General features: G+C 72.7%; 27 protein-coding genes. 12 read left to right on the forward strand and 15 right to left on the reverse strand.

Going from position 1 to position 24597, the window contains the following annotated elements; all coding sequences use genetic code 11:
* Window positions 1-15: 15 nt before the first annotated feature.
* The 4 genes from FHU36_RS27025 to FHU36_RS27040 all read right to left on the reverse strand — a co-directional run bounded on the left by FHU36_RS27025 (window position 16) and on the right by FHU36_RS27040 (window position 5810).
* Complete coding sequence (locus FHU36_RS27025; RefSeq protein ID WP_185086611.1) at window positions 16-2328, reverse strand: DUF5682 family protein; 2313 nt, start codon at window positions 2326-2328, stop codon at window positions 16-18.
* Window positions 2329-2434: 106 nt separating this feature from the next.
* Entirely contained in the window at window positions 2435-3499 is a 1065-nt protein-coding gene (locus FHU36_RS27030; protein ID WP_185086612.1) for an ATP-binding protein, read from the reverse strand.
* Window positions 3496-4836, reverse strand: coding sequence for a DUF5691 domain-containing protein (locus FHU36_RS27035; RefSeq protein WP_312891851.1), 1341 nt, complete (start codon window positions 4834-4836; stop codon window positions 3496-3498). The genes FHU36_RS27030 and FHU36_RS27035 overlap by 4 nt, the downstream gene beginning before the upstream one ends.
* Window positions 4833-5810, reverse strand: coding sequence for an SWIM zinc finger family protein (locus FHU36_RS27040; protein ID WP_312891852.1), 978 nt, complete (start codon window positions 5808-5810; stop codon window positions 4833-4835). The genes FHU36_RS27035 and FHU36_RS27040 overlap by 4 nt, the downstream gene beginning before the upstream one ends.
* A 130-nt stretch (window positions 5811-5940) precedes the next feature.
* Between FHU36_RS27040 and FHU36_RS27045 the strand changes: the two genes are divergently transcribed.
* On the forward strand, window positions 5941-6174 hold the full coding sequence (locus FHU36_RS27045) for a cupin domain-containing protein (protein WP_312891966.1): 234 nt from the start codon (window positions 5941-5943) through the stop codon (window positions 6172-6174).
* 199 nt (window positions 6175-6373) lie between these two features.
* Here the strand turns inward: FHU36_RS27045 and FHU36_RS27050 are convergent, their stop codons facing one another.
* The gene (locus FHU36_RS27050) at window positions 6374-7570 is read right to left on the reverse strand and encodes an RNA-guided endonuclease InsQ/TnpB family protein (protein WP_312891853.1); all 1197 of its coding nucleotides are present in this window, start codon (window positions 7568-7570) and stop codon (window positions 6374-6376) included.
* 359 nt (window positions 7571-7929) lie between these two features.
* Here FHU36_RS27050 and ligD point away from each other — a divergent pair, with 359 nt between their 5' ends.
* Both ligD and FHU36_RS27060 read left to right on the forward strand, forming a co-directional pair.
* Window positions 7930-8943: a non-homologous end-joining DNA ligase gene (gene ligD, locus FHU36_RS27055; RefSeq protein ID WP_185086614.1), complete on the forward strand. Its 1014-nt coding sequence runs from the start codon at window positions 7930-7932 to the stop codon at window positions 8941-8943.
* Window positions 8944-9004: 61 nt separating this feature from the next.
* Entirely contained in the window at window positions 9005-9877 is an 873-nt protein-coding gene (locus FHU36_RS27060; RefSeq protein ID WP_185086615.1) for an NmrA family NAD(P)-binding protein, read from the forward strand.
* Here the strand turns inward: FHU36_RS27060 and FHU36_RS27065 are convergent.
* Complete coding sequence (locus FHU36_RS27065) at window positions 9850-10299, reverse strand: Lrp/AsnC family transcriptional regulator (protein WP_185086616.1); 450 nt, start codon at window positions 10297-10299, stop codon at window positions 9850-9852. The genes FHU36_RS27060 and FHU36_RS27065 overlap by 28 nt on opposite strands.
* A gap of 93 nt (window positions 10300-10392) precedes the next feature.
* On the opposite strand from FHU36_RS27065, the gene FHU36_RS27070 reads away from it, so the two are divergent.
* Window positions 10393-11241 carry an LLM class flavin-dependent oxidoreductase gene (locus FHU36_RS27070; RefSeq protein WP_185086617.1) on the forward strand — a complete coding sequence of 283 codons (849 nt, stop codon included), beginning with the start codon at window positions 10393-10395 and terminating at the stop codon, window positions 11239-11241.
* Window positions 11238-11663: a nucleoside deaminase gene (locus FHU36_RS27075; RefSeq protein WP_185086618.1), complete on the forward strand. Its 426-nt coding sequence runs from the start codon at window positions 11238-11240 to the stop codon at window positions 11661-11663. Before FHU36_RS27070 ends, FHU36_RS27075 begins: the two co-directional genes overlap by 4 nt.
* Here FHU36_RS27075 and FHU36_RS27080 read toward each other — a convergent pair.
* The 5 genes from FHU36_RS27080 to FHU36_RS27100 all read right to left on the reverse strand — a co-directional run bounded on the left by FHU36_RS27080 (window position 11654) and on the right by FHU36_RS27100 (window position 14561).
* Complete coding sequence (locus tag FHU36_RS27080) at window positions 11654-12520, reverse strand: alpha/beta fold hydrolase (protein WP_185086619.1); 867 nt, start codon at window positions 12518-12520, stop codon at window positions 11654-11656. The two genes, FHU36_RS27075 and FHU36_RS27080, sit on opposite strands and share 10 nt — an antisense overlap.
* Before the next feature lie 64 nt (window positions 12521-12584).
* Window positions 12585-12722 (reverse strand): hypothetical protein, encoded by a 138-nt coding sequence (locus tag FHU36_RS27085; RefSeq protein WP_185086620.1) that lies wholly within the window; start codon window positions 12720-12722, stop codon window positions 12585-12587.
* Window positions 12719-13072 carry a cytochrome ubiquinol oxidase subunit I gene (locus FHU36_RS27090; protein WP_246502582.1) on the reverse strand — a complete coding sequence of 118 codons (354 nt, stop codon included), beginning with the start codon at window positions 13070-13072 and terminating at the stop codon, window positions 12719-12721. The genes FHU36_RS27085 and FHU36_RS27090 overlap by 4 nt, the downstream gene beginning before the upstream one ends.
* An 11-nt stretch (window positions 13073-13083) precedes the next feature.
* On the reverse strand, window positions 13084-13380 hold the full coding sequence (locus FHU36_RS27095) for a hypothetical protein (protein ID WP_185086621.1): 297 nt from the start codon (window positions 13378-13380) through the stop codon (window positions 13084-13086).
* Between the two features lie 377 nt (window positions 13381-13757).
* Window positions 13758-14561 carry an SAM-dependent methyltransferase gene (locus FHU36_RS27100; RefSeq protein ID WP_185086622.1) on the reverse strand — a complete coding sequence of 268 codons (804 nt, stop codon included), beginning with the start codon at window positions 14559-14561 and terminating at the stop codon, window positions 13758-13760.
* 224 nt (window positions 14562-14785) lie between these two features.
* Between FHU36_RS27100 and FHU36_RS27105 the strand changes: the two genes are divergently transcribed.
* A complete protein-coding gene (locus tag FHU36_RS27105; RefSeq protein WP_185086623.1) occupies window positions 14786-15361 on the forward strand; it encodes a hypothetical protein in 576 nt (191 codons plus the stop codon).
* 162 nt (window positions 15362-15523) lie between these two features.
* Window positions 15524-15988, forward strand: a complete 465-nt coding sequence (locus FHU36_RS27110; protein WP_185086624.1) for a hypothetical protein — start codon at window positions 15524-15526, stop codon at window positions 15986-15988.
* Window positions 15989-16098: 110 nt separating this feature from the next.
* Here the strand turns inward: FHU36_RS27110 and FHU36_RS27115 are convergent, their stop codons facing one another.
* Window positions 16099-16560, reverse strand: a complete 462-nt coding sequence (locus FHU36_RS27115) for a hypothetical protein (protein WP_185086625.1) — start codon at window positions 16558-16560, stop codon at window positions 16099-16101.
* 117 nt (window positions 16561-16677) lie between these two features.
* Between FHU36_RS27115 and FHU36_RS27120 the strand changes: the two genes are divergently transcribed.
* A complete protein-coding gene (locus FHU36_RS27120; protein WP_312891854.1) occupies window positions 16678-18213 on the forward strand; it encodes an aldehyde dehydrogenase family protein in 1536 nt (511 codons plus the stop codon).
* 252 nt (window positions 18214-18465) lie between these two features.
* Here the strand turns inward: FHU36_RS27120 and glnII are convergent, their stop codons facing one another.
* Window positions 18466-19485: a glutamine synthetase gene (gene glnII, locus FHU36_RS27125; protein WP_185086627.1), complete on the reverse strand. Its 1020-nt coding sequence runs from the start codon at window positions 19483-19485 to the stop codon at window positions 18466-18468.
* An 84-nt stretch (window positions 19486-19569) separates the two neighbouring features.
* Window positions 19570-20052, reverse strand: a complete 483-nt coding sequence (locus FHU36_RS27130; protein WP_185086628.1) for a hypothetical protein — start codon at window positions 20050-20052, stop codon at window positions 19570-19572.
* 84 nt (window positions 20053-20136) lie between these two features.
* On the opposite strand from FHU36_RS27130, the gene FHU36_RS27135 reads away from it, so the two are divergent.
* The 4 genes from FHU36_RS27135 (at window position 20137) to FHU36_RS27150 (ending at window position 23390) form a co-directional block, all read left to right on the forward strand.
* Window positions 20137-21033 carry an LLM class flavin-dependent oxidoreductase gene (locus FHU36_RS27135; RefSeq protein WP_185086629.1) on the forward strand — a complete coding sequence of 299 codons (897 nt, stop codon included), beginning with the start codon at window positions 20137-20139 and terminating at the stop codon, window positions 21031-21033.
* Window positions 21034-21326: 293 nt separating this feature from the next.
* On the forward strand, window positions 21327-21662 hold the full coding sequence (locus FHU36_RS27140; RefSeq protein WP_185086630.1) for a carboxymuconolactone decarboxylase family protein: 336 nt from the start codon (window positions 21327-21329) through the stop codon (window positions 21660-21662).
* Between the two features lie 166 nt (window positions 21663-21828).
* Window positions 21829-22356, forward strand: coding sequence for a hypothetical protein (locus tag FHU36_RS27145; RefSeq protein WP_185086631.1), 528 nt, complete (start codon window positions 21829-21831; stop codon window positions 22354-22356).
* Between the two features lie 17 nt (window positions 22357-22373).
* Window positions 22374-23390 (forward strand): COG1361 family protein, encoded by a 1017-nt coding sequence (locus FHU36_RS27150; protein ID WP_185086632.1) that lies wholly within the window; start codon window positions 22374-22376, stop codon window positions 23388-23390.
* Between the two features lie 16 nt (window positions 23391-23406).
* Here FHU36_RS27150 and FHU36_RS27155 read toward each other — a convergent pair whose 3' ends face one another.
* Complete coding sequence (locus FHU36_RS27155) at window positions 23407-24528, reverse strand: ferritin-like domain-containing protein (RefSeq protein WP_185086633.1); 1122 nt, start codon at window positions 24526-24528, stop codon at window positions 23407-23409.
* Window positions 24529-24597 lie beyond the last annotated feature (69 nt).

The following is a 24597-nucleotide window of genomic DNA, read 5'->3' on the forward strand; positions in this document are numbered from 1 at the left end:
TGCCCGGCACGCCGCTCACCCATCCGCGCGGCCCCGGTCCCGGCCGAGGATCGCGAGCACGGTGCCGACGGCCGCCGCCGCCCGGCGCTCGTCCACGTCGGGTCCTTCGTCCCGCCGGCCGTGCGGCCCGGCCGCGCGCACGCGCTCGCCGATGGCCCTGCGTTCCGGTGCGGCGAAGCCGCCGAACGTCCGGCGGAGCAACGGCAACACCTCGGTGAACCGGTCGGCCGGCAGCCCTGTCAGCCAGCCGTCGACCAGGCCGAGCAGCCGGGAGTCGTGCACGAGCAGCAGCCCGCCGCCCGTGAGGAACCCCTCCACCCACGCCGCCGCCCTGGCCGGCGGATGGCCGGGCGACATCGCCCTCGACATCCGCGCGGACACGTCGCCGAGCTCGCCCGCGTCGAACAGGATCCGCGTCAGCCGCCCCTCGATCAGCCCGTGCAACCCGGGCCGGTCGCACAACCCCCGCAGCGTCTCCAGCCACCTCCCTCTGGCGGTCGTCCCCGAGGCGGGAATCACCTCCGAGTCAGGAATCACCCCCGAGGCGGGGGTCCCCCCGGAGGCGGGGGTCCCCCCGGAGGCGGGAGTCGTTCGCGACTCGGCGGAGTCCTGGCGACGGGCGAGAGGGGCGGGCGGGTCGTCCAGGAGGGCGATCGCCGTGTGGACGGCGTCCACGCGGGCGAGCAGCCCGGCCGCCGCGGCGTCGTCGAGGCCCGTCACCGCGACCGGGAGCCCGACGCAGATCCGGTCGAGCATCGACCGCACGATCACCGCCAGCCCCTGCTCGGAGGTGCCGCGCACGTCGCCGTAGCGGTGGGCGCGGACCATCGCCGGCAACGCCGCCATCAGGTGGGTGACGTCCGTGGCGACGGCAGCCTTGGCCGACAGCGCCGCCAGCACGTCCGGCAGCGCCTCCGGCAGCTCGGCCAGCAGGCACCGCTCGACCAGCGCCGTCAGGTCGGCCAGCGTGACGGGCGCGGCGGCGGCCAGGTCGCGGGCGCGCCGCGCGGCGGCGCCCGCCACCGTGACGCCCAGCGCGGCGGCCTCGATGAGCGCGAGGTCGTACTCGGGCCGCCAGCGCAGCGTCCACGTCTCCCTGAACGTGCCCGTGCCGCGCGACTCGCCCGGCGTGCCCCAGTCGGCGCCGAGCAGCCGCAGGCGGTGGAGCAGATGGCTGCGTTCGAGGTCGAGCGGCTTGCGCAGGTCGAGGGTCAGCTCCCGGTCGAGCGCCTCCGGTCCGAGCCTGAGCCGGCGCTGCCGTTCGCGCAGGTCGCGCTGGAGGGGCACCATGGGCGTGCCGTCGGTCACCCGTCCGAGCCGGTCGCCGACGACCATGCGGCCGTGGATCAGCTCGACCAGCACGTCGTCGCCCTCGCACAGCACGGCCCTGACGGCGTCGGTCACCTCGCCGAGCCCGGCCAGCGGGCGGCCGCGCAGTGTCGCCAGGCTGTGCGCGAGCCGTGCCGCCTCGATGACGTGCGCGGGCGAGACGGCCAGCCCCTCGTCGCGCAGCAGCGCGGCCGCGCCGGCCAGCCATCGTTCGACGGGCCGGTCGGGGACGGTGAACAGGTGGTGGTACCAGCCGGGCGCGCCGATGCCGGCGCCGTAGCCGCTCCACCAGGAGAGCCGCTCGTACGTCCACGGGACCCAGGTCAGCTCGGCCCGCACCCTGGGCAGACCGCGCAGGAGCGCGTCGTCCGCCCTGGCGGGTGGCGGCGGCCCGGTCAGCGCCGGCACGTGCCAGGCGCCGCAGACGACCGCGATCCGCTCGTGGCCCTGCCGGAGCGCGGCGCGCAGGGTCTTGCGCATGTACGCCTCGCGCCGCGCCTCACGCTCGTCCGGCGTGTGTCCCTCCCGCACGGCGGCCATGGCCTCGGCGATCACCTCGAACGGCGTGTCGCCCCGGTGCTCGACGACGTCCTCCCACCAGCGTTCGGGGTCGTCGTAGCCGCCGGCGACGGCCAGGGCGGCGACGGGGTCGAGGCGAGCCTCCTCGGGCCGGGTCCGGGCCTCCTCCGCGAGGGAGTGGGCGGCGGGCAGGTCGCAGAAGCGCACGGGGACGCCGTGGGCGACGCCGTACAGGATGGCCTGCCACTCCGGCGAGAACCCGGCGAACGGCCAGAACGCCGCGCTCGACGGGCTGCCGGGCACGTGCGCGAGCAGCGCGACCGGCGGCTCCAGGTCGGCGGCGAGCCCCACCAGCCCGTCGGCCTCCGGCGGGCCCTCCACGAGGATCACGTCGGGACGCAGGCGCCGCAACTCCTCCCGCACGGCCCGCGCCGACCCGGGCCCGTGGTGCCGCACCCCCAGCACGGACACGCCGCTCACGACACCCCCACCCCCTGCCGGCGCACGACCGTCCCGCGCTCCCCCGCACCCTCACGGCCCTCGTGACCGGCCGCTCCAGCCGAGCGTGCACGGCCGTCGCCCGCCCTCACGACACCTCCCGGCACGCGCGGTAGAAGTCGCGCCAGCCGGGACGCTCGCGGACGACCGTCTCCAGGTATTCGCGCCACACCACCCGGTCGGACACCGGCTCCTGCACCACGGCGCCGACGATCCCGGCGGCCACGTCGGCCGGGCGCAGCACCCCGTCGCCGAAGTGCGCCGCGAGGGCGATGCCGCCGGTGAGCACCGAGATCGCCTCGGCGGTGGACAGGGTGCCGGTGGGCGACTTGAGCTTGGTGCGGCCGTCCTCGGTGACGCCGGCGCGCAGCTCGCGGAAGACCGTCACCACGCGGCGGATCTCCTCCAGGCCCGTGCCGGCCTCGGGCAGCTCGAGGGAACGGCCGAGTTGGGCGACGCGCCGGGCGACGATGTCCACCTCCTCCTCCGGCGTGGCGGGCACCGGCAGCACCACCGTGTTGAACCGGCGGCGCAGCGCGCTGGACAGCTCGTTGACGCCGCGGTCGCGGTCGTTGGCGGTGGCGATCAGGTTGAACCCGCGCTGCGCCTGCACCTCGCGGCCCAGCTCGTGGATCGGCAGCGTCTTCTCCGACAGCACGGTGATCAGGGCGTCCTGCACGTCGGACGGCATCCGGGTGAGCTCCTCCACCCGAGCCACGCGCCCCTCGGCCATCGCCCGCATCACCGGCGAGGGGGTCAGCGCGTCGAGGGACGGGCCCTCGGCCAGCAGCCGGGCGTAGTTCCAGCCGTATCGGACGGCTTCCTCCGCGGTGCCGGCCGTGCCCTGGACGAGCAGGGTCGAGTCGCCGCTGACGGCGGCGGCCAGGTGCTCCGACAGCCATGTCTTGGCGGTGCCCGGCACACCGAGCAGCAGCAGCGCGCGGTCGGTGGCGAGGGTGGCGACGGCCACCTCGACGATGCGGCGGGCGCCCACGTACTTGGGGGTGATGCGCTCGCCGTCGCCCAGGACGTAGGTGGTCACGGCCCACGGCGACAGCCGCCAGCCGGGCGGCCGCCGCCGGTCGTCCTCCTTGGCCAGCATCGCCAGTTCCTCGGCGTACTGCTCTTCGGCGTGCGGGCGCAGGACGGTCATCGAAGCTCCTCCAACATGTCGGCCCGGAACCGCAGCACGGCGGCGACCCGCTGCACGGCCGGCTCCGGTGAGTAGTGGCCGGCCGCCTCGCCGAGCGCCGGGTCGATGCGTTCGGCGGCCAGCTTGGCCAGCTCGCCGAGGTTCCACGGCTGGGTGGCCGCCACCTTGACGATCTTGGCGAGCACGGCGGTCGCCAGCCCGTCGCGCCAGTGCGGTGACACGCCGCCCAGCACCATGATGAGCTGGCTGTCGACGTCGTGCCGGTGCACGAACGCGGCGGCGAGCTCCTGCTGCTCCGCGGGGCCGAGCGCGCTGAGCAGGTCGGCGATCGGGTCCCAGGCGAACATCGCCCGCGCCCACTCCGGATCGCGCTGCAGCACGGCCGCTCGCACCCAGCCGGCCTTCACCTCGGCGTCCCACTCGGGGACACGCATCGCGAGCAGCCGGCCCGGCGGGTGCGGCCAGACGGACAGCGGTGCCCGGGCGATGAGCTGCTGCAGCCACCAGGCGCGCTCGCCGGTGCCGCGCGGCGGCTTGGCCCTGATGCCGTCGCGTTCCATCGCCTTGTCGCAGGCGTGGGGGGCTTCCACGGTGATCACGCCGGCCGCGATGGTGAGGCACGCGGCGGCGCGTGCGGCCATCCGCCCGGCCAGGCGGGAGGCGGTCAGCCGGGCGAGCAGGTTGGCGGCCTGCTGGCGCACCTCACGCCTGCGGTCGTCGAGCGCCCGCTCCAGGAACGGCTCGTCGGCCATGGACAGGCCGTCGGCCAGCACCTCCACGAACTCCGCGCGGTCACCGGGTGTCTCCTCCTCCCACGTGCTCTCCAGCAGGAGCCGGGCCGCCTCGGGGTCGGAGGCCCTGAGCCGGCGCAGGTGGGCCCGGCGGTCGGCGGCGCCGCCCAGCTCCCACGTCTGGCCGGTGGGCTCCTCCAGCAGGTAGGCCCAGGCGGGGTTGAGGCTCGCCAGCCACCGGCCGCGCCGCCCGGCGAGCACGCCGAGATGGGCGCGGATCGACCGGTCACGGGCGCCCCGGTCGAGCAGGCCGGGCAGCGCGTACGGGGGCACCCTGCGGCCGGTGGCCGCCGCCGCGGCGAGCCATTCGGGCAGCAGCCGCTCGTGCTCGCCGCCCATGATCCGCACCAGCCGCTCCCCCGCCTGCCGGCTCACCGCCGCCTGCTCCTCCTCGGGCGCCGCCCCCGGCGGCTCGCCGTCGCGGCGTGGGGCCCGGCCGGCGCGCCGCCGCGCGACCTCCACCGCCGCGTCCGCCAGCAACTCCCCCTCGTACGGCCTGCGGTCGGTGCCCACCAGGGCCGTCGAGGCCAGCTCCGCCCAGCTCACCCGATCACCACCGTGCCGTCGTCGTCCCAGGTGGTCAACGGGCGCAGGCCCCGCGGGCTCCATTCGGCGGCGACCGTGACGGGCCGCCCGCCGGACACGGCGATCAGCCACCACGGGTCGCGCGCCCCGGGATGCAGCGGGAACCCGCCCAGGGCCGCCCGGGTGGGCACGACGTCCGCCAGCACGAGCGGCCAGGAGTCGATCCAGGGATCGCCGGCCAGCGCCCTCGCCACCTCGTCCATGGCCGCCTCCGGCGACACCCCCGGCGGCCCGCCCGCCCGCCCGCGACCGGCCGCGTCCTCAGGCGCCCCCGCCACCAGGGCGCGGAGCGGGGTGGCGCCCGGGTAGAAGGCCAGGTCGGCGTCGATGACAGCGCCCGTGACGAGGGAGTCGTCGAGCGGCCGGCCGGGCGGGGCGAACGACAGCACCAGGGCCGCCCGCCCCGTGGCACGGCCGCGCAGCCACACCCGGCGGGCCGTCAGCCGGTCCTGCGTCTCGTCGCGCCGCCCGAGCACGTCCCAGCGGTCGCGCACCACCGGCCCGGCCAGCACCTCCTCGCGCGTCACCGGGAAGCCCGTCCGGATGAGCACCGTGCGGGCGAGCGGCTCCGGCAGCTCGGCCCGTCGCCGGTAGGCCACGGCCAGGAGGTGGAGCAGCGCGTATTCCTCCAGCAGCCGCCCCGGCCAGTCGTCCTCGGCCCGCACCCGGGCCAGCCGCGAGACGATGCCCGCGACGCCGGGGGCCTGGGCGTCGACCAGCCGTCTGGCCAGGTCGGCCCAGTCGCGCTCACCGGCCGCCGTCAGGCCCTGGCGCACCTGGTCGGCCAGCCACCGCTCCAGCTCGGCCAGGCCCGCCGCCACCCGCCCATGCCGCACGGACGCGGCGCCGGACCCCCGCCCGGTCCCCTCGGCGGGCGCCGCCTTGCGGGCGGATGCCGGTGCGGGCGTCTGATCGCGGCTCAACCGTTCGATCACTTGCAGCACACTAGCCACGCCGACCGACATTTCGCGCCCGGCCGGAGCTCTCCGTAGACTCCTCCCGTGGAGCTGACGATGGGCCAGCGCCACCGGCGTCTACTTCCTGCTGCAGCCCGGCGAGGAGTCGATCCCGCACCGGGTCCGCTCCGACGAGGTATGGCTGTGGCACCGCGGCGGCCCGCTGTCGCTCACGGTGGACGGCGCGACGATCATCCTGGGGCCGGCGGTCGAGGAGGGTCAGGTGCCGCAGGCGGTGGTGCCCGGCGGCGCCTGGCAGCCGGCCCGCCCGTCGGCGGCCGAGGCCGTGCTGGTGAGCTGCGTCGTGTCGCCGGGCTTCGACTTCGCCGACTTCACGACCTGACGCACGGCATCACCGCGTACGAGACCCGCCCCGGGTGGAGCGGCGTCAAAGGTCCCTGCGGGCTCAGGGGCATGGCGGGCGAGGCGGCCGATTAGCGGGACTTGACCCCGCCGATACCCGCGCCCGGCCGTAGGGTGTGGTGGCGCGGGGAAGGCCAACGGGCGTGACTCCTCCGCTCCCCGATGGGAGCGGCTTCTCGCTAAGCCGCTCGCGCGGCGTCGCGAAGGGCAAGCCCTGCCCTCAAGATGTTGACCGCCGCGTTCGCGTCGGCGTGCGCGGTGTGCCCGCACGCCCAACATCGGAACCCGGCCTGGGTGACGCGGTTCTCCGCCACACAGTGCCCGCATCGCGAGCAGGTGCGGGAGGTGTCGGCGGGGTTCACCGCGATCAGCTCTCGACCGGCGCTTCCAGCCTTGTGCGACAAGATCGTCAGGAACACCCCCCAACCCGCGTCCAGGATGCTCTTGTTCAGCCCCGACTTGGCGGCTGCCCCGTTGGGCAGCCATCCGCCCTCACCGTCCGGTTTCGGTGCCGCCCGGCTGGTCATGTTGGCGACCTGGAGCGCTTCGTGCACGATCACGTCGTAGACACCGACCAGCGCGAGCGCCGCCTTGTGCGCGCCGTCGAGGCGCTGCCTGCGCACCTTGGCGTGCAGGGCCGCGACCCGGGCCACGGCCTTGCGGCGGCGGTTGGAGCCGCGTTGCTTGCGAGACAGGTCTCGCTGGGCCGCCGCGAGCCGGTCAGCGCACGCGGCAAGGTGGCGCTGGTTGGCGACGTGCTCGCCATCGCTGGTGGTGACCAGCCAGGCGACGCCCATGTCGATGCCGACGGCCACACCCGTGGCGGGCAACGGCTGGGCGGGCACATCATCGCAGGACAGGATCACGTACCAGCGGCGGCCTTCCCGTTTCACGCTGATCGTCTTGACGGTGCCGAGCACCCGCCGGTGCTGGTGGACACGGACCTGCCCGATGCCCTGAAGCCGCACGTAGGTGGCGGCCGGGTGGCCGGGCTGGGAATCCCACCGGCAGCCGTCACCGTCCTTGGGCCACTCCACGGTGTCGAACCAGCCCTTGCCCTTGAAACGCGGGAACCCGGGCGCGCGCCCGGCCTTGACACGGGCGAAGAACGCGGCGAACGCCTTGTCCAACCGCCGCAAGGTGGCCTGCTGAGAGGAGAACGACCACCGGCCCTGCCCGCCGGGATCATCGGCCCGAATGTGCTTCAACTCCGCCGACTGCTCGCCGTAGCGCACCGTCACACCCGCCTTGCGGTAGGCAGTGCGACGGTGCTCCAACGCGGCGTTGTACAACTGCTGGTGGTCTGCCAGGCACGCGGTGAGCGCCGCGACCTGCTTGCGGGTGGGACGCAACAGGAACTTGAACGACCTACGCACGGCCACCCGCCCTGGCTGCCCGCCCGTCCCGCGTGTCGATGCAGCGCCGCACCATCCGGGTGGACACGGCCTCGGCGTGGACCAACTCCTCCAGAGGAGTCTTCACCCGGCCGCCAAGAACCGGACGGCGGCGCTTCGGGCACCACGCGACGGGATACCCGACGTCATACGCAACGCTGGCGGAGATACGCGCCTGACGAGCCACACGATCAGTATCACCGCGTCACCTCTCTCATGCGCGATGAACGGAGATCTCCCATGCCCGAACCTGGCAGGTCACGGCACACTCGGGACGCGGTGGCCCTCCCGCTCCCGATTCCCCCGTCGTCTGAAGGCGACGGGCTCCTCGGGAGGACTTGATGGGGCGACTGCCCACCTACCAGCCGATGCTGGCCCAGCTCGGTTCCCTGCCACCGCCCGCGCAGCACCACCTGTGGAGCGCGGAGATGAAGTGGGACGGCGTCCGCGGCCTGGCGTACGCCGAGGCCGGGGCGCTGCGGATGATGTCGCGCAACGGCAGGGACGTGACGCTCGCCTACCCGGAGCTGTATCCGCTGGCGGGGGCCCTCGACGGGCGTGACGCGGTGCTCGACGGGGAGATCGTCGCGTTCGACGACGCCGGGCGGCTCAGCTTCGCCGCGCTCGCCCCGCGCATGCACCAGCGCAACCCCGCCAAGGTGGCCGAGCTGGTCAGGGCGGTGCCCGTCACGTACATGATCTTCGATGTGCTGCACGTGGACGACCGCAGCGTCGTGCGGCTGCCGTACGACGAGCGGCGCGAGCTCCTTGCGAGCCTGGTCACGCCGGGGTTCCGCTGGCAGGTTCCGGTGGCGTTCGGCGGTGACCCGCGTGCGGCGCTGGCGGCCAGCCGGACGCTCGGCCTGGAGGGCGTGGTGGTCAAGCGGCGCGACTCGCCGTACCGGCCGGGCCGGCGCAGCGCGGAGTGGACCAAGGTGAAGAACTTCTTCCACCTGGAGGTGGTCGTCGGCGGGTGGAAGCCGGGCTCGGGGCGGCGCTCTGGCCGGATCGGGTCGCTGCTGCTGGGCGGGTACGACGACCGCGCCCGGCTGCTGTACGTGGGCCATGTCGGCACCGGCTTCACCGAGGCCATGCTCACGGCCCTGCACGAGGAGCTGGCCCCGCTGGAGCGGCCCGGCTCGCCGTTCGGGGTGCCGGTGCCGAGGGAGTTCGCCCGCGACGCGCACTGGGTGGAGCCCCGGCTGGTGGGCGAGGTGCAGTACGCCGAGGTGACCGGCGACGGGCGGCTGCGGCACCCGTCGTGGCGGGGCCTGCGCCCCGACCGGTCACCCGAGGAGGTGCGCGCTCCGGAGCCGGACGTGTCCCTGGGGCGCGCCGCGAACGAAGGGTCCTAGGACCAAAGCCGCACCGCGGGACCGAGGCGGGGCGGGGCTGGAGGCTCCTAGCGTCGTCGTCATGACATATCTGGTGACAGGGGCGACCGGGAAGGCCGGTCGCGCGGTGGTGGACCATCTGCTGCGGGCGGGGGTGCGGGTCCGGGCGCTGACCCGTGACCCCGGCAGGGCGGACCTGCCCGAGCAGGTGGAGGTGGTGGCGGGCGACCTCAACGATCCGGACGGCCTGGCGCCCGCCCTGGAGGGCGTCGTCGGCCTGCACCTGCTGACCGCCGGGGGCGACGACTACGCGACCCTCCGGACCGGCCCGGAGCTGGCGGAGCTGGCGCGCCGGGCCGGGGTGCGGCGGGTCACGCTGCTGTGGAACGGCCACGTCGGTCCCGTGGAGCGGGCCTTCGAGGGCAGCGGCCTGGAGTGGACCAGGCTGGAGGCGGTCGACTTCATGAGCAACACCCTCACCTGGGCCGAGTCCGTCCGGTCGGAGGGGGTCGTGCGCGAGCCGTTCGCCGACGTGCCCACCGCGGTGGTGGACGAGGCCGACGTGGGGGCCGTGGCGGCGGCCGTACTGGTGCGGGGCGGGCACGGCGGCAGGTCGTACTCGGTGACGGGGCCGCAGGCGCTCACGCCGAGGCAGCGGCTCGCCACGATCGCCGAGGTGACCGGCCGGGAGCTCGGCTTCGTGGAGCTGTCGGAGGAGCAGGCCCGCGAACGCTGGCGGGCGGCGGGGCACGACGAGGAGTTGATCGAGATCCTGGCCTCCTGGCACGGGAGCCCGCCCGCCGCCGCGTTCACGGTCGTCCCCACGGTACGGGAGATCACCGGCCGCGAGCCGGGCACGTTCGCCGCGTGGGCGGCCCGCCACGCCGAGCTCTTCGCCGCGGAGGCAGCGGGCCAGGAGGGGGTGGTTCAGGAGGGGGCGGCCGGTCCGCGGTAAGGGAGGGGCTGGCTGTAGACGACGCTGGTCGTGGTGCTGCCGAAGGCGGCCAGCGCGTCGATCACCTGCTCCAGGTGGGGCATCGAGGTGGCCCCCACCTTGAGCGTGTAGCAGTCGTCGCCGGTGGTGCGCAGGCACTCCAGGATCTCCGGCCGCTCGCCCAGCAGCCGGTGCAGCGGCTCGTGCCGGTTGCCCGGATACTTCAGGCGCACCACGGCGAGCACCGCCAGCCCGACCTTGGCCAGGTCCACCTCGGCCCGGTAGCCGGTGATGACGCCGAGCGCCTCCAGCCGCCTGACCCGCTCCGTGGTGGCCGAGGGGCTGAGACTGACCCGCCGCCCCAGCTCGGCGAACGGGAGGCGGCCGTCGCGCTGCAGCTCGTGGAGGATCGCCCAGTCGGTCACGTCGAGACTCTCGGCCATTCGGCCATTTTACCGTGGATTCCCCGGCGGATCCCTGGTTCTGCCAGGGAAATACTCTTCCCGTCCGGAGAAGCGCCTGGATAGCCTGAACCAGTGCAGATAGGCGTCAACGTTCCCAACTTCGGTCCCGGCACCGACCCCGCCATGCTGCGCCGGTGGGCGCAGACCGTGGAGGGCCTCGGCTTCGGCCTGCTCATGGTCTCCGACCACGTCGCGGTGACACCCGACGTCGCCGAGCAGTATCCGGCGCCGTTCTACGAGCCCTTCACCACCCTGTCGTGGCTGGCCGGCGTCACCGACCGGATCCGGCTCGGCACCACCGTGCTCATCGCGCCGTACCGGCATCCGCTGCTCGTCGCCAGGATGGCGGCCAACCTCAACGACCTCAGCGGCGGGCGGCTGGTGCTGGGCGTGGGCGTCGGGTGGGCGCGGCAGGAGTTCGCGGCGCTCGGGGTGGCGTTCGAGCGGCGCGGGGCGCTGACCGACGAGCTGCTGACGACCCTGCGCGCCGCCTGGGAGGACACCGGCGACTACCGCGCGGGGACGATCCCGCTCTGGGTCGGCGGCAACAGCGACGCCGGTCTGCGCCGTGCGGTGCGGCTGGGCGACGCCTGGCACCCGCTGCGCAACACCCTGCCGTGGCTGCGCGAGGCCGCCGGCCGGATGAAGGCCGTCGCGGCGGAGGAGGGCCGCCCCGCGCCGGGCTTCGCCCCGCGCATCGTGCTGCGGGTCACGTCCTCGCCGGTCACCGGGTCCGACCGGCTCGCCGGAGAGGGCACGATCGAGCAGATCGCCGCCGACCTCGAACAGCTCGCCCTGCTCGGCGCCGGAACCGTCGTGCTCGACCCGTTCGTCGGCGACCCGCGCGAGACCCTGCGTCCGGAGGCCGCCTGGCAGGCGCTCGCCGCCGTGGCCGCCCATCTATCCCTGGAGACGTCATGACACCCGAGGACGAGCGCTTCCTGCGCCGCGCGATCGAACTGGCCACCGAAGCACGGGCGGCCGGCAATCCGCCGTTCGGCTCGCTCCTGGTGGGAGCGGACGGCGCCGTGCTCGCCGAGGACCGCAACACGACGATCGCCGACGACGACATCACCGCCCATCCGGAGCTGAAGCTCGCCCGGTGGGCTGCCCGTGAGCTGGCTCCGGACGCGGCGGCGGCGACCACGATGTACACGAGCTGCCAGCCGTGCGGCATGTGCGCGGGCGCGATCGAACGCTCCTTCCTCGGCCGCGTCGTCTTCGCACTGTCGAACGAGCAGCTCACTCCGCTCAAGCCGCCCGCCACGGGCCCGGGGGTCCGGCTCGACGGGCCCCACCTGTACGACGAGGCGCGGGCGGCCGTGGCCGGCTACTACCTCTGACCGAGCAGGCGGTCCTCCAGCCAGGGCCGCAGGACGGGCAGGACGGTCGCGGCCCGCATCGCGCCCATGTGGTCGAGGCCGTCCAGCACCCGCACGTCCCAGCCGAAGGACTCCAGCTCGGCGCGGCGGCGCAGGAACGGGCCGGCGATGTCCACGCGCACCCCGCCCCACTGCTCGCCGTACTCGATGACGTCGGCCGAGCCCGCGAAGCACAGCCGCGGGCAGCCGACCGCGTCCTGCGCGGCCCGGTCGTCGAAGCCGCGCAGCCCCTCGTAGAGGGTGACGTACTGCCCGGTCTGCTCGGGCGTGCGGCTCACCTCCACGCTCGACCAGTCGCGCTCCTCCGCGGCCGCGGCCCAGTCATAGGTCTCCTGCGAACTCTGCGGGGCCGGGTCGAGGGCCATCGCGTGGGCGGCGTTCGTGACGGCGAGCATCTCCGCGTACGGCCCGCCGAGGGGCGGGAAGCCGCCCATGACCAGGCCCGACAGCCGGTCGGTGCGGATCGCGAGTTGCAGGCCGCTGAGCGCCAGCCAGGAGTACCCGTAGTACGCGAAGCGGTCCGCCCCGGCCGCGTCGGCCACGGCCAGCAGGTCGGCGGCCACGTTGGCCGGGGTGAGGGTGGCGGCCTTGGGGGTGGCCTCGACGTGACCCTCGTAGTCGAAGGCGACCACCCGGAAGGCGTCGCTCAGCCCGTCGATGAGGGTGCGGCCGAGGGCGGGGTCGGCTCCCCACGCGAGCATCCTGTCGGCCTGCTCGCCCTGGATCGGCGTCGGGTTGACGGGCAGGAGGACGGCGGGGCCGCTGCCCTGCACCTCGAACTCCAGACGGGCTCCGTCGTGCAGTATGGCTTCGGGCACGAGATCTCCTTAAGGCGTAAAGAGTTGATGGCTCCACAATAGCTTATGCCGTAAGGAGTTGCGTCTAGCCCTTGGCGTGGTCGCGCTGGAAGGTCGCGTACAGCCACCACAGCGACGGCACCAGCAGCAGCGCGCCCACCGCCAGCGAGCCGAGGCTGGCCGCGAGCACGGCGTCGGTCGCCGCGGCGTCGGCGAGCGTCACCCCGGGCAGCAGCTCGGGGTACTGGCCGACGCCCCAGCCCCACAACAGCCCCGTGACGGCCAGCGCCGCGGTGACCCGCACCGCCACGCAGGCGTCTCGAACGACAGGATGGTGCCCGACACCGCTCCCACCGCGAACAGCACGCCCATGGCCCGCGCCCACCGCCGTGCCAGCAGCCGGTAGTGGTTGTCACCGGTACGGTGGCCGCGCCACTCGGCGAGCAGGGTGATGGCGGGCATCCCCACGCCGAAGCAGGCGAGCACGATGTGCCAGCCGAGCGACAGCGCCATCTGCATGCGCGCCGCGACGAGGTCGGCGCCGGGCGTCGTCGTGAGGATGTCCGCGATCATGGCTGCGGTGGTCAGTCGTCGTTGCGGTCGCGCCGGTGGCGGTCCCTCTCGCGGCGGTCCCGGCGCTGGTCCTCCCCGCGGATGTGGCGGAGCATCCGCCTGTCCCGTGCCTCCTTGGCGACGCAGTTGATCCGCAGCCGCTCGAACGGGATGCTGGTGCACGGTATGCCGAGGGGCGTCGGACGCGCTGTCACGTCCGGGGCCCGCCCCGCCGTGGTGGCCGAGGCCCGCGCGACCTCGGCCGAGCCTGTGAGGAGTACCGCGAGCAGGAGTGAGCCGACGAGCACGGGGCGCGATCTGCGGGGCATGGGTGTCCCCTCTCTGCCAGTGGTCGGGTGCGTTCCGGCAGTAACCAGTGTTCGGGCGGCGCCGAACCCGTGTCCAGGAAGCTGACCATGAGCAGGGGGTTCCCGCTCTCATTCGATGCCTGGCGCCCGGCTCGTAGATCACTCACGACGATGATGAGACATAAAATGTCGGCCCATCAGGGAATATGTCTCCCCGGAGGACGACCATCATGAGCTCCCCGACGGGGTTCGCGGACTCCGCGCCGTCCGCCGGGATCCCGTCCGCACCCACGACGCGATCGTGACGGCCCGCGTCCGGCACGGCTACGAGCCGGACGCGCCGCCCAGGGCCGACGTCGAGACCCCGCCGGCCTTCGTCGGCGCCCGCCTGTGACGGGTCAGTTCTTGCGCGCGATGCCGCCGTACATGAGCCGCTGTCCCACCGTCAGCTCCTCGGCCACGGGGCCGTCCGGCCGCCACAGCGGCAGCGGCACGACGCCCGGCTCCAGCAGCTCGAACCCGTCGAAGAAGGCCGTGATCTCCGCCTCGGTGCGAAAGCGCCCGGTGCCGAGCAGGGCCAGGAACTTCTTCTCCGCGTCGCGCGAGTCCTGGCTCGACGCGCAGAAGTGGGTGACGAACAGGTAGCTGCCGGGCGGGACGACGTCCATGTAGGCCTCGACGATGCCGCGCGGGTTCTCGTCGTCGTGCAGGTGGTGCAGCACGCCCACCAGCATCACCGCGACCGGCCGGTCGAAGTCGATGAGCCGCTTGACGGCCGCGTCGCCCAGGATCGCCTGCGGGTCGCGCAGGTCGGAGGTGACGACCGCGGTCCGGTCGTTCTCCGCGAGCAGCGCCCTGCCGTGCGCGAGCACCATGGGGTCGTTGTCCACGTAGACGACCCTGCTCTCGGGGTTGGCCCGCTGGGCGACCTGGTGGGTGTTCTCCACGGTCGGCAGCCCGGAGCCGAGGTCGATGAACTGCGTGACGCCCTGCTCCACGAGGAAGCGCACGCCGCGGCCCAGGATCTCGCGGTTGTAGGTGGCCACGTCGTAGATCTCCGGCACGACCTTCACGATCTCGGCGACGAAGGCGCGGTCGACCTCGAAGTTGTCCTTGCCGTTGAGGACGACGTCATATGCCCGCGCGATGCTGGGCCGACTGCTGTCGATCGCGCTCTTCCACTCGTCTGGCGTCTCGGCCACGGAGATCCTTCCTCGATAGGGCGACAAGGGTGATCATAGTTGCGAACGGTGTCAGAACGTGCGCTTACCTAGTTCCGGGACGAACCGATCTCATCGGCCAGGTCTCCCCCGCGGGCCCGCCGCCGTCACCGCCGGCAAGCTGGGCGTCGGCGAGCCCGGCCGGGCCCCGTCGACTGCATGTACTCGATCGGCTCTGTCGACGACAGGCCGTGTTGGATGGGCACATGACCCAGACTGCTGTCACACGACTTCGTCAGGCCGTCTCCCGGACCGAGGACGCCACTCGCGAGCGTGCCGCCACGGGACGGCGCCCGCAGGACGCCGACGACCTCGTGGGCACCTTCGCCACGGACGGGGCACTCGGCTTCGACCCGTTCCCCTTCCTCCAGGCCCTGCACAAGGCAGGCTCCCATGCCGTCGTCATCGGTCAGGTCGCCGGCATCATGCACGGCTCCACCGAACTGACCGGCGACCTCGACCTCCTGTGGGACGGCACACCCGCGCAGGCCCGCTGCCTGCGCGACGCCCTCGGCATCGCAGGGTGCGCCGAGCCGCCCGACCTCGACCTCGCCCAGGTGGCCTATCGGGTGGCCGGTGCGAGCGGAGACCTGTGCACGCCCGCCCTGTCCTGGGGCGGCCTCGATGTCACCGCGTGCCTGACCCGGGCCGTGCGTGCGGACGACCCTTCCGGCTTCACGGTCCGCTACGTCGCACTCGACGACCTCATCCGCATGCGGCGGGCCATCGGCCGGCCGAAGGACCACCGCCGCGCCGACGAACTCGAACGCCTGCGCACCTGACTGTCCGGACCGAACACCTAGGAGTGGAGCGGGCGATCTTCACCGCCGGTCACCTGCGGAAACGTTGAATTCTGCCCCACTGGCCCGGGTGCGGCCCACCCCGGCCCCGGGTAGCTACTCGCTGAACATGCGCCACTACGTCAAGCAACCGGAGAGGGATCTATGGGAATTCCAAGCGGACGGTTCTCCATCTACAGGGGCACGGAGCCACACGCCCAGAGCCGGCTGATCTTCGAGTACCGCACACCCACCATCAACAGCAGCTCGCATCTGGTGGACACCAAATGGCTGTGCTGGGGCACCGTCAATGCCAACAACAACGCGCGCTTCCGCGCGGTGGACGGCACGGAAGAGGACGACGGCTGGAGCTGCCGACTGCAAATCGCCGACGCCCCCTACGCCGGCTACTGGCTGGACTCCAGCGACGGCTACGTCTGCGCTGTAGGCTCCTCCAGCCAGCGGTGGAAGTTCCTGGGCGGTGGCGACCACTACGAATGGTGGCAGGGCGAACGGCCGGTAGTGATCAGCGACCACAAACCCGCCTCCAACGTGGGCAGCGGCCAGCAACTGCGCGCCCAGCTCAGCGCCACCCCGCAGATGTACACCATCAACCGGATCGACCGCTGAGCGCCGGTCGGTGAACCCCGCCGACCTCCGGGGGCGCTCGCCGAGCCGGCCCGCCGCGAAGCGCACCCGCCACGGACGCGGCCGGGGAACGTCGTCGCCCCGACCGGCCATCACGACCGCCCGCCCGGGCGCGGAACGTCCGGCCCGTCACCGGCGAACGGCCCCTGGAGGTCGCGGGCGAGGTGGGGATCACTCCAGACGATGGCGGTGGAACGCCAGGAGGCGAGGGCCCGCGCGAAGGGCAGCAGCTCCCCCGTGTCCGCTCCCGCCATCAGATGACCGAGAAGCTCGCGCACGCAACCTGCCCGCTCGGTCTCCGGCAACCAGGCCACCCAGGGGAGTTCCTCGGCCAGGACCTCCTCGGCGAGCTCGCTGTTGCGGCGGGCCACGATGGCCAGTGCCCGCGCCGCGATGCGCAGCCCGGCGACCCCGGCCTCGAAGCGTTCCGCACGCATCAGGATCAGGTTCTCGTCGTCACGCCTTTCGAGGATGACGTCGGCGTTGTCCAACGAGGGGAGCACCTGACCGGGCCCGCGGAGGAAAGCACTGTACGGATAGCTCTTCGTCGCCATGAATCGAAATTATCTGAAGTAGTTCAGATGGCGCATGTCGCCGGGGTGCCGGGGGGCGGGTTGGGATTCTTGCGGCGAGGTGATTGTCTTGGCGGAGGAACTACGAGGAGGACCCTGGTGACCCGTCAGATCGTCTCCGTTGTGGGTGGCAAGGACGCCACCAGCACGAGCACCTACCAGTCCACCAACCCCGCCCGCACCGGCGAGGTCGTCGCCGCCGTCGGGCTGGCCGACGCCGACACCTTCGCGGCCGCCTGCCGGACGGCGAAGGAGGCGCAGCGGGAGTGGGCCAAGGTGCCGCCGCCGGTCCGCGGCCGGGTGATCGCGTCCATCGGGCGGCTGGTGGAGGCCAACGCCGAGAGCCTGGCGCGGCTGGTGACCGAGGAGATCGGCAAGCCGTACGCCGAGGCGCTGGGCGAGGTGCGGGAGATCGTCGACACGTGCGACTTCTTCCTCGGCGAGGGGCGCCGGCTGTACGGGCAGACGGTGCCGTCGGAGATGCCGGACAAGAACCTGTTCACCTTCCGCAACCCGATCGGCGTGGCGGCGGTGATCACCGCGGGCAACTTCCCGGTGGCCGTGCCGTCCTGGTACCTGGTGCCGGCGCTGCTGTGCGGCAACGCCGTGGTGTGGAAGCCGGCCGAGTACGCCGCCGCCTCCGGGCACGCCCTCTACCGGCTCTTCGCCGCGGCGGGCCTGCCTGACGGGGTGCTGAACGTGGTGTTCGCCGACGGCGCCGAGACGTTCCGGGGGCTGGAGCGCGCGCTGGAGGAGGGCACCGTCCAGAAGGTCGGCTTCACCGGGTCGAGCGAGGTGGGCCGGAAGGTCGGCGAGCTGACCGGGCGGCACCTGCAGTCGGCCTGCCTGGAGCTGGGCGGCAAGAACCCGATGGTGATCATGCCGGACGCCGACCTGGAGCTGGCGGTCGAGGGCGCGCTGTTCTCCGGGTTCGGCACGGCCGGGCAGCGCTGCACCAGCCTGGGCACGGTCATCGTGCACGAGAGCGTGCACGGCGAGTTCGTCGAGCGGTTCGCGCGCGCCGTGCGCGAGGCCGCGATCGGCGAGCCGGCCGGCGACGTGCTGGCGGGGCCGCTGCTCGACCAGAAGTTCGCCGACCGCTACGAGGAGTACCTGACCTGGATCCAGCCCCACCACGAGGTGGTGTCCGGCCCGACCGGCAGGATCACCGCGGACAACCCGCGCGGCGGCTTCACCGGCGAGGGCGGCCTCTACTACCACCCGGTAGTCGTCGACGGCGTGCGCCCGTCGGACCAGGTGTTCCTGGAGGAGACGTTCGGGCCCATCGTGGGCGTGACGACGTTCCGGACCCTCGACGAGGCGCTGGAGCTGGCCAACCTGCCGGGCTACGGCCTGTCCAGCTCGATCTACACGACCGACGCCGCGAACGCCTTCCGCTTCCGCGAGGGCGTCTCGGCCGGGATGGTCAGCGTCAACAACTCCACCTCGGGGGCGGAGGCGCACCTGCCGTTCGGCGGCAACGGCAAGTCGGGCAACGGCAGCCGCCAGTCCGGCATGTGGGTGCTGGAGCAGTTCACCCGCTGGCAGGCGATGAACTGGGACCACTCGGGCCGCCTGCAGAAGGCGCAGATGGACGTCGCCGACATCACTCCCGACCTGGGCTTCCGCCTCTAGAGGCGGCTCGGCGGCCGGGTCTTTTCCACCCCGGGTGCAAGAAAGCCACTCCGCCGGCCGCGCGGCCGCTCCTCCGGACCGCACGGCCGGCCACGGCGGGCTCGGGCCGTGCGAGGATGACGGCGTCCTCGACTACGGAATGCAGTCGTGGTGCGACAGTCCGCAGTGAGTGACAGGTTCCCAGGGATAAGAGGGAACGCGGGCCCCGATCGGGGGTGCCCGCGTTCCCTCTGCTGACGGCAGATGCCGGTCTCAGACCTGGCCGGCCTTCTCCAGGGCGGCGCAGCAGGTGTTCACCAGCAGGCGGGTGACCACGTACGGGTCGACGTTGGCGTTCGGGCGACGGTCCTCGATGTAGCCCTTCTTGTCCACCTCGACCTGCCACGGGATGCGCACCGAGGCGCCACGGTGGGAGACGCCGTAGGTGTACTTGTTCCACGGGGCGGTCTCGTGGTGGCCGGTCAGGCGCAGCTCGATGTCGGCGCCGTACTGGGTGACGTGCTCCATGGGCTTGTCACCCTCGCCGAGCGCCTCGCAGGCGGTGATGATCGCCTCGTAGCTCTCGCGCATGGCCTTGGTGGAGAAGTTGGTGTGCGCGCCGGCGCCGTTCCAGTCGCCGCGGGCGGGCTTGGGGTCGAGGGTGGCCTCGACGCCGAACTCCTCGGCGGTCCGGTAGAGGAGGTAGCGGGCGACCCACATGTGGTCGGACACCTCCAGGGGGCCGGCCGGGCCGATCTGGAACTCCCACTGGCCGGGCATGACCTCGGCGTTGATGCCGGAGATCGCCAGGCCGGCGGCGATGCAGCGGTCGAGGTGCGCCTCGACGATCTCACGGCCGAAGACGGCCTCGGCGCCGACGCCGCAGTAGTAGTGGCCCTGGGGGGCGGGGAAGCCGCCCTCGGGGAAGCCGAGCGGGCGGCTGCCCTTGAAGAAGGTGTACTCCTGCTCGATGCCGAACCACGACTCCTGGTCGGCGAACTGCTCCGCGATGGGGCGCAGCAGGGCGCGGGTGTTGCTGGCGTGCGGGGTGCCGTCGATCTCCTCGACCTCACACAGCACCAGGACGTTGTCGCCACCGCGGAGCGGGTCCGGGCAGATGAACACCGGGCGCAGCACGCGGTCGGAGGAGTGGCCCTCGGCCTGGTTGGTGCTGGACCCGTCGAATCCCCACACCGGCGGCTCGACGCCATCGGCAAGGACCTTCGTCTTCGAGCGCAGCAGAGCGGTGGGCTCGGTGCCGTCGATCCAGATGTACTCAGCCTTGTAGGTCACGACCGGTCCTTTCGGGTTTCTCTCAGCCGCGCCGAGTCTTACGGATGCCCGTTTCCCGCTTTTTGCCCGAATGTGAACGTCGTGTTAATCGCGTAACCGGGCGGTTCCCTGACGGTCGACCACGACCGCGGCGTTCGGCCCGCCCTCACCGCAGTCGGGCCCGTTGGGGAAGCGCCCCTCGGGGGTGACCTCGATCGTGGTGTCGGCCAGTCGCTCCCCCCGGGAGTCGCGCAGGGTCACCCGTACCCGGACAGGGCGTTTCGGCAGCCCGGCGACCTCGGCGAACCCGGCCCTGCCGCCGGTCGGCTCCACGGTGACCGAGCAGTGCTCGCCCGCGCAGGTCTGCGCACCGGGGCGCGTCTCCGGATGGAGCTCCAGCCGGGGGCGGTGGCAGGCGCCGTCCCAGCAGACCTCCACCGCCGCCGACGCCACCCGGGCGGCCAACGGCGGCTCCACGGTCACCCCCACGCCGACCGGCGTGCCGATCAGGGTGCAGGAGCGCGGCTCGGCGAGGCCGCAGCCGGTCAGGGTCGCGGCGAGGGCGAGGACGGGTACGAGTCGGCGCACACCCCTACGACGGGGTCCGGACCGGGGCGGTTCACCAGGCCGTGCGATCATTCGGGCAGGGGGCATCGGAGCAGGGGGTTCTCGATGGACGACGTGTGGTTCGGCGCGTTCCTGGCGCCGGAGGCGACGGGTCACGAGCGGCTGCTGCGTCATGTGACGCTGGCCGACCGGCTCGGACTGGACCTGCTGGGCGTCCAGGACCATCCCTACCAGCCGGCGTTCCTCGACACCTGGACGCTGCTGTCGGCCGCCGCGCAGCGGACCGAGCGGATCCGGCTGGTGCCCGACGTGGCGAACCTTCCGTTGCGCCCGCCCGCGATGCTCGCCAGGGCGGCCGCGTCGCTCGACATCCTCAGCGGCGGCCGGGTGGAGCTCGGCCTGGGCGCGGGAGCGTTCTGGGACGCGATCGCCGCCATGGGCGGTCGCCGGCTGTCGCCGCCGGAGGCGGTCGAGGCGCTGGCCGAGGCCATCACGGTGCTGCGTCGGCTGTGGACGCCGGGCGACCCGGTGGTGTTCGAGGGCACGCACTACCGGCTCGCCGGCGCGGCGCCCGGGCCGTTCCCGCCGCACCGGATCGGCGTGTGGATCGGCGCGATCAAGCCCAGGATGCTGGAGCTGACCGGGCGGATGGGCGACGGCTGGCTGCCGTCGTCGTTCTACAGCCCGCCGGAGGCGGTCGCCCGGCAGGCGAAGGTGCTGGACGCCGCCGCCGAGGACGCCGGGCGCGATCCCGCCGAGATCCGCAAGGTCTACAACATCAGCGGCGACTTCTCGCCACGGGCCGGCGCCGGGTTCCTCGACGGGCCGCCCCGCCTCTGGGCGGAGCAGCTCGCCGAGCTGGTCCTCACCGTGGGCATGGGCGGCTTCGTGCTCGCCCCGGGCGTGGACGCCGAGCGGGACCTGCGCGTGTTCGCCGAGGAGGTCGCCCCCGCCGTACGGCAGGCGGTGGTTCGCGAGCGCGGCGCGAGCAGGACGCCGTGAGGTAAGTGGCGCCTTCCCTGTCGCGTACGTAGGTGTAGTCCGGCTGTCCCCCGACGCACCGACACTGGCAGATATGCCCGGTTTACCGTCGAATGAGGCACATGGCGACGTACGCAATCTTGACCAAATCGCCGCCACGCACTGGTTTCACCGGTGGTACGCGGCGCAATGATCATGGCGAGGAGGAGCGACGCCCGGAACCGGCCGGTGGCATCCAACGTTCATGCAACCTGTCATTGGTTCCTCTCAGGAAGTAGGAAACGGATGAGGATCCCTCCGATCAGGAGCGCACCATGACAGAGCCCGCGATGGAGACCGTCGATCCCTTCGGGATGACGGCCGAGCGCCAGTTCGCCGACGTGTGGTCGCGTGACGTGCTCTCGACCCGCGAACGCCGCCTCCTGCTGCTCGGGCTGCTCGTCGGGCAGGGACTCGACGACCAGGTGGAGGTGCAGCTCGACGCGGCGCTGCGCACCGGCCAGCTCGGCGAGGGCGAGCTGCGGGAGGTCGTCGTCTTCCTCACCCACTACGCCGGATGGTCACGCGGGGCACGGCTGAACTCCCAGGTGGAGGAGCTGGTCGCGCGGGTCAGGAGGGCCCGGTCCGCAACACCGGACGCCACCGGCTGAGCGCGGTGGTCAGGTGCCGGTGGGCAGGAACGGCGTGTCACCGATCGGCGGTATCGTCACTCATCGCTAAGATCAACTACTGAGAGTGGTGGCGCGCGCTTGATCAACGGTCAGCGGTGGAGTGTGGCGTTGCCCTCACCCATCCGCCTGAACATTGGATCGACAGATGCGCAGACCACTTCTTGTGCTCGCGACGGTAGCCGGCCTCGGTCTCGCCGCCGCGACAGCGTCGCCGGCCTCGGCCGTGGACTCCTCCGTCACCTTCACGATCACCGCCGGCGAACTGGCGATCAGCGCGCCGGCATCGGTGAACCTCGGCTCGGTGGCGACCGGCGCCGCCAGCGTCTCGGGGCCGATCGGTCCCGTCACGGTGACCGACGAGCGCGGCACCCTGGACGGCGCCTGGACCGCCACGGTGATCGGCACCGACTTCACCACCGGCGGCGCCACACCTTCCGAGACCATCGGCAACATCAACCTCACCTATGCGCCCGGAGACGCCACCAGCACGACCGGCACGGGCACCTTCGCACCCGGCGCCGGCGGCATCATCAACGTGCCGCGCACCGCGTTCACCGGCACCGCGCTCACGGGCAACAACTCCGCCACCTGGAACCCGACCGTCACCCTGACGCTTCCGGCCACGGCCGTCGCGGGCACCTACACCGGCACCGTCACCCATTCGGTCGCGTAGCGGACTCGCCGACGTTCGTGCGCCCTTCCATCATCGTCGCGTTCCTGCTGGTGGCCGGGGTTCTGGCCCCGGCCACCAGCATGCTCGAAAGGTCCGCGCTGGCAGCCTCCCTCGACGAGGGCATCGGGATCCGCCTCACCGAGGCGCCCGTCGAAGCACGGGCCGACTCGCGGGCCTGGCGCTACATCATCGACCACCTGGCGCCCGGTTCCGTCATCCGGCGGCGCGTGGAGGTGTCCAACACGACCGGCTCGCCCAGGCGTCTGTCGCTCTATGCGGCCGCCGCCGAGGTTCGCGACCGGAGATTCCGGTTCGCCCCCGGCCGCACCCCCAATGAGCTCTCCACCTGGACCACCGCGAACCGGCGCGAGGTGAGCCTGGCCCCGCACGCCCGTTCGACGGCCACGATCACCATCAGGGTGCCGGACGACGCCGCACCAGGAGAGCGCTACGCGGTGATCTGGGCCGAGGCGACCGACCCGGCGCCGCCAGGTGGCGGCGTCGCCCTGGTCCATCGCGTCGGAATCCGCGTCTACCTGTCGGTCGGCCGCGGCAACCCCCCGGGTCCGGCGTTCACCATCGACTCGCTGGCGGCCCAGCGCACGCCCGCCGGTCAGCAGGCCGTGCTCGCCCAGGTGCACAACACCGGGGGCCGGGCCCTGGACCTCAGCGGTGACCTGAGGCTGTCGAACGGACCGGGCAGCCTGAGGGCGGGCCCGTTCAAGGTACAGACGGGCACGACACTCGCTCCCGGCGACGTGGGATCCGTCACCGCCGTCCTGGACACACGGCTTCCGGACGGTCCGTGGCTCGCCCGGATCCAACTCGCGAGCGGCCTGACGAAGGGCGCCGCCGAAGCGACCATCACCTTCCCCGCCGCCGCGGGGACCGCGCAAGCGGTCAAGGCCGAGATGGACACGGGGGCGAGCGACGTCATCGTGATCATCACCGGCATCGTCATGGCCGTCCTCGTGACCGGCGCCCTCCTGCTCCGGCGAGCAGGTCGCCGCCGACGCGAGCGCGTCGCCTCGTGAGAACTCAGCCGGACGGCTACGGCTGGGACGACTCGCCGAGGGCGATCGTCTCGGCCACCTCCGCGTGCCGTTCGGTCTCCTCCTCCGCGAAGCGGGCCGCGTCCAGCTTCTCGGCGATCTCCTCGTCCTGCCGCATCAGCGTCTCCAGGGACTGGCCGGCCATCTCCAGCACGCCCATGTCCGCGTACGCCTGCTGCAGGCGGGGGCTCCAGAGCCCGATGTCCTTCACGCACGGCACGATGCGACTGAACAGCAGCGACCGGAACAGCCGCAGGTACTCCGAGTGCTCGGTGGCCTCCATGGCCTCGTGGATCTCGGCCTTGGACAGGCCCATGTTCTCCCACGTCTCCCGGCCGCGCAGCCGGTCGCGCATGAGGTAGCAGCCCTCGATGACGAAGTCCTCGCGCTCGCGCAGCTCGCTGTCCGACAGGTCGCGGTAGTAGTCGCGCAGCGCCATCCGCCCGAAGGCGACGTGGCGGGCCTCGTCCTGCATGACGTAGGCGAGGATCTGCTTGGGCAGCGGCTTGGTGGTGATGTCGCGCATCACGCCGAACGCCGCCAGCGCCAGCCCCTCGATGAGCACCTGCATGCCGAGGTAGGGCATGTCCCAGCGCGAGTCGGTCAGCGTGCTCTCCAGCAACGCCTTCAGGTGCTCGTTGATCGGGTAGGCGAGGCCCACCTTCTCCTGCAGGAAGCGGGCGTAGGTCTCGGCGTGGCGGGCCTCGTCCATGGTCTGGGTGGCGGCGTAGAACTTGGAGTCCAGGTCGGGGACCGTCTCCACGATCTTGGCCGAGCAGATCATGGCCCCCTGTTCCCCGTGCAGGAACTGCGAGAACTGCCAGGCGGCGCCGTGCCGGCGCACCTCCCGGCGCTGCCGGTCGTCCATCCGCTCCCACAGCGGGGTGCCGTGGATGGCGATGGTCTGGTCGGGGATGCCGAGCACGTTGTACGGGTCGACCTCGAGGTCCCAGTCGATGCGCTTGGCCGAGTCCCACTGCTTGTCCTTGCCCTTCTGGTACAGGGCGAGCATGCGGTCCCGGCCGTCGTCGTACTCCCAGGTGAACCTGCTCGAACCGGCCATCTCCACGTTCCAGGTGGAGAGCTCGGTGGGGATGGTGTAGAGATCGTGCGTCGACATCGGACCTCCGCAGGGGGGACGTACACCGTACGTACACCTTCGAGGCTGGCACGTACGGTGTACGTGCGT

Source organism: Nonomuraea muscovyensis, from assembly GCF_014207745.1.
In the GTDB taxonomy this organism is placed as follows: Bacteria; Actinomycetota; Actinomycetes; order Streptosporangiales; family Streptosporangiaceae; genus Nonomuraea; species Nonomuraea muscovyensis.

Excerpts from the sequence above, each read along its gene's own strand:
- FHU36_RS27030 (WP_185086612.1), bottom strand. The coding sequence starts at position 3,499 with ATGACCGTCCTGCGCCCGCACGCCGAAGAGCAGTACGCCGAGGAACTG.
- ligD (WP_185086614.1), top strand. The coding sequence starts at position 7,930 with ATGGGGCGACTGCCCACCTACCAGCCGATGCTGGCCCAGCTCGGTTCC.
- FHU36_RS27060 (WP_185086615.1), top strand. The coding sequence starts at position 9,005 with ATGACATATCTGGTGACAGGGGCGACCGGGAAGGCCGGTCGCGCGGTG.
- FHU36_RS27065 (WP_185086616.1), bottom strand. The coding sequence starts at position 10,299 with ATGGCCGAGAGTCTCGACGTGACCGACTGGGCGATCCTCCACGAGCTG.
- FHU36_RS27075 (WP_185086618.1), top strand. The coding sequence starts at position 11,238 with ATGACACCCGAGGACGAGCGCTTCCTGCGCCGCGCGATCGAACTGGCC.
- FHU36_RS27090 (WP_246502582.1), bottom strand. The coding sequence starts at position 13,072 with ATGATCGCGGACATCCTCACGACGACGCCCGGCGCCGACCTCGTCGCG.
- FHU36_RS27095 (WP_185086621.1), bottom strand. The coding sequence starts at position 13,380 with ATGCCCCGCAGATCGCGCCCCGTGCTCGTCGGCTCACTCCTGCTCGCG.
- FHU36_RS27105 (WP_185086623.1), top strand. The coding sequence starts at position 14,786 with ATGACCCAGACTGCTGTCACACGACTTCGTCAGGCCGTCTCCCGGACC.
- FHU36_RS27110 (WP_185086624.1), top strand. The coding sequence starts at position 15,524 with ATGGGAATTCCAAGCGGACGGTTCTCCATCTACAGGGGCACGGAGCCA.
- FHU36_RS27115 (WP_185086625.1), bottom strand. The coding sequence starts at position 16,560 with ATGGCGACGAAGAGCTATCCGTACAGTGCTTTCCTCCGCGGGCCCGGT.
- FHU36_RS27135 (WP_185086629.1), top strand. The coding sequence starts at position 20,137 with ATGGACGACGTGTGGTTCGGCGCGTTCCTGGCGCCGGAGGCGACGGGT.
- FHU36_RS27140 (WP_185086630.1), top strand. The coding sequence starts at position 21,327 with ATGACAGAGCCCGCGATGGAGACCGTCGATCCCTTCGGGATGACGGCC.
- FHU36_RS27145 (WP_185086631.1), top strand. The coding sequence starts at position 21,829 with ATGCGCAGACCACTTCTTGTGCTCGCGACGGTAGCCGGCCTCGGTCTC.
- FHU36_RS27155 (WP_185086633.1), bottom strand. The coding sequence starts at position 24,528 with ATGTCGACGCACGATCTCTACACCATCCCCACCGAGCTCTCCACCTGG.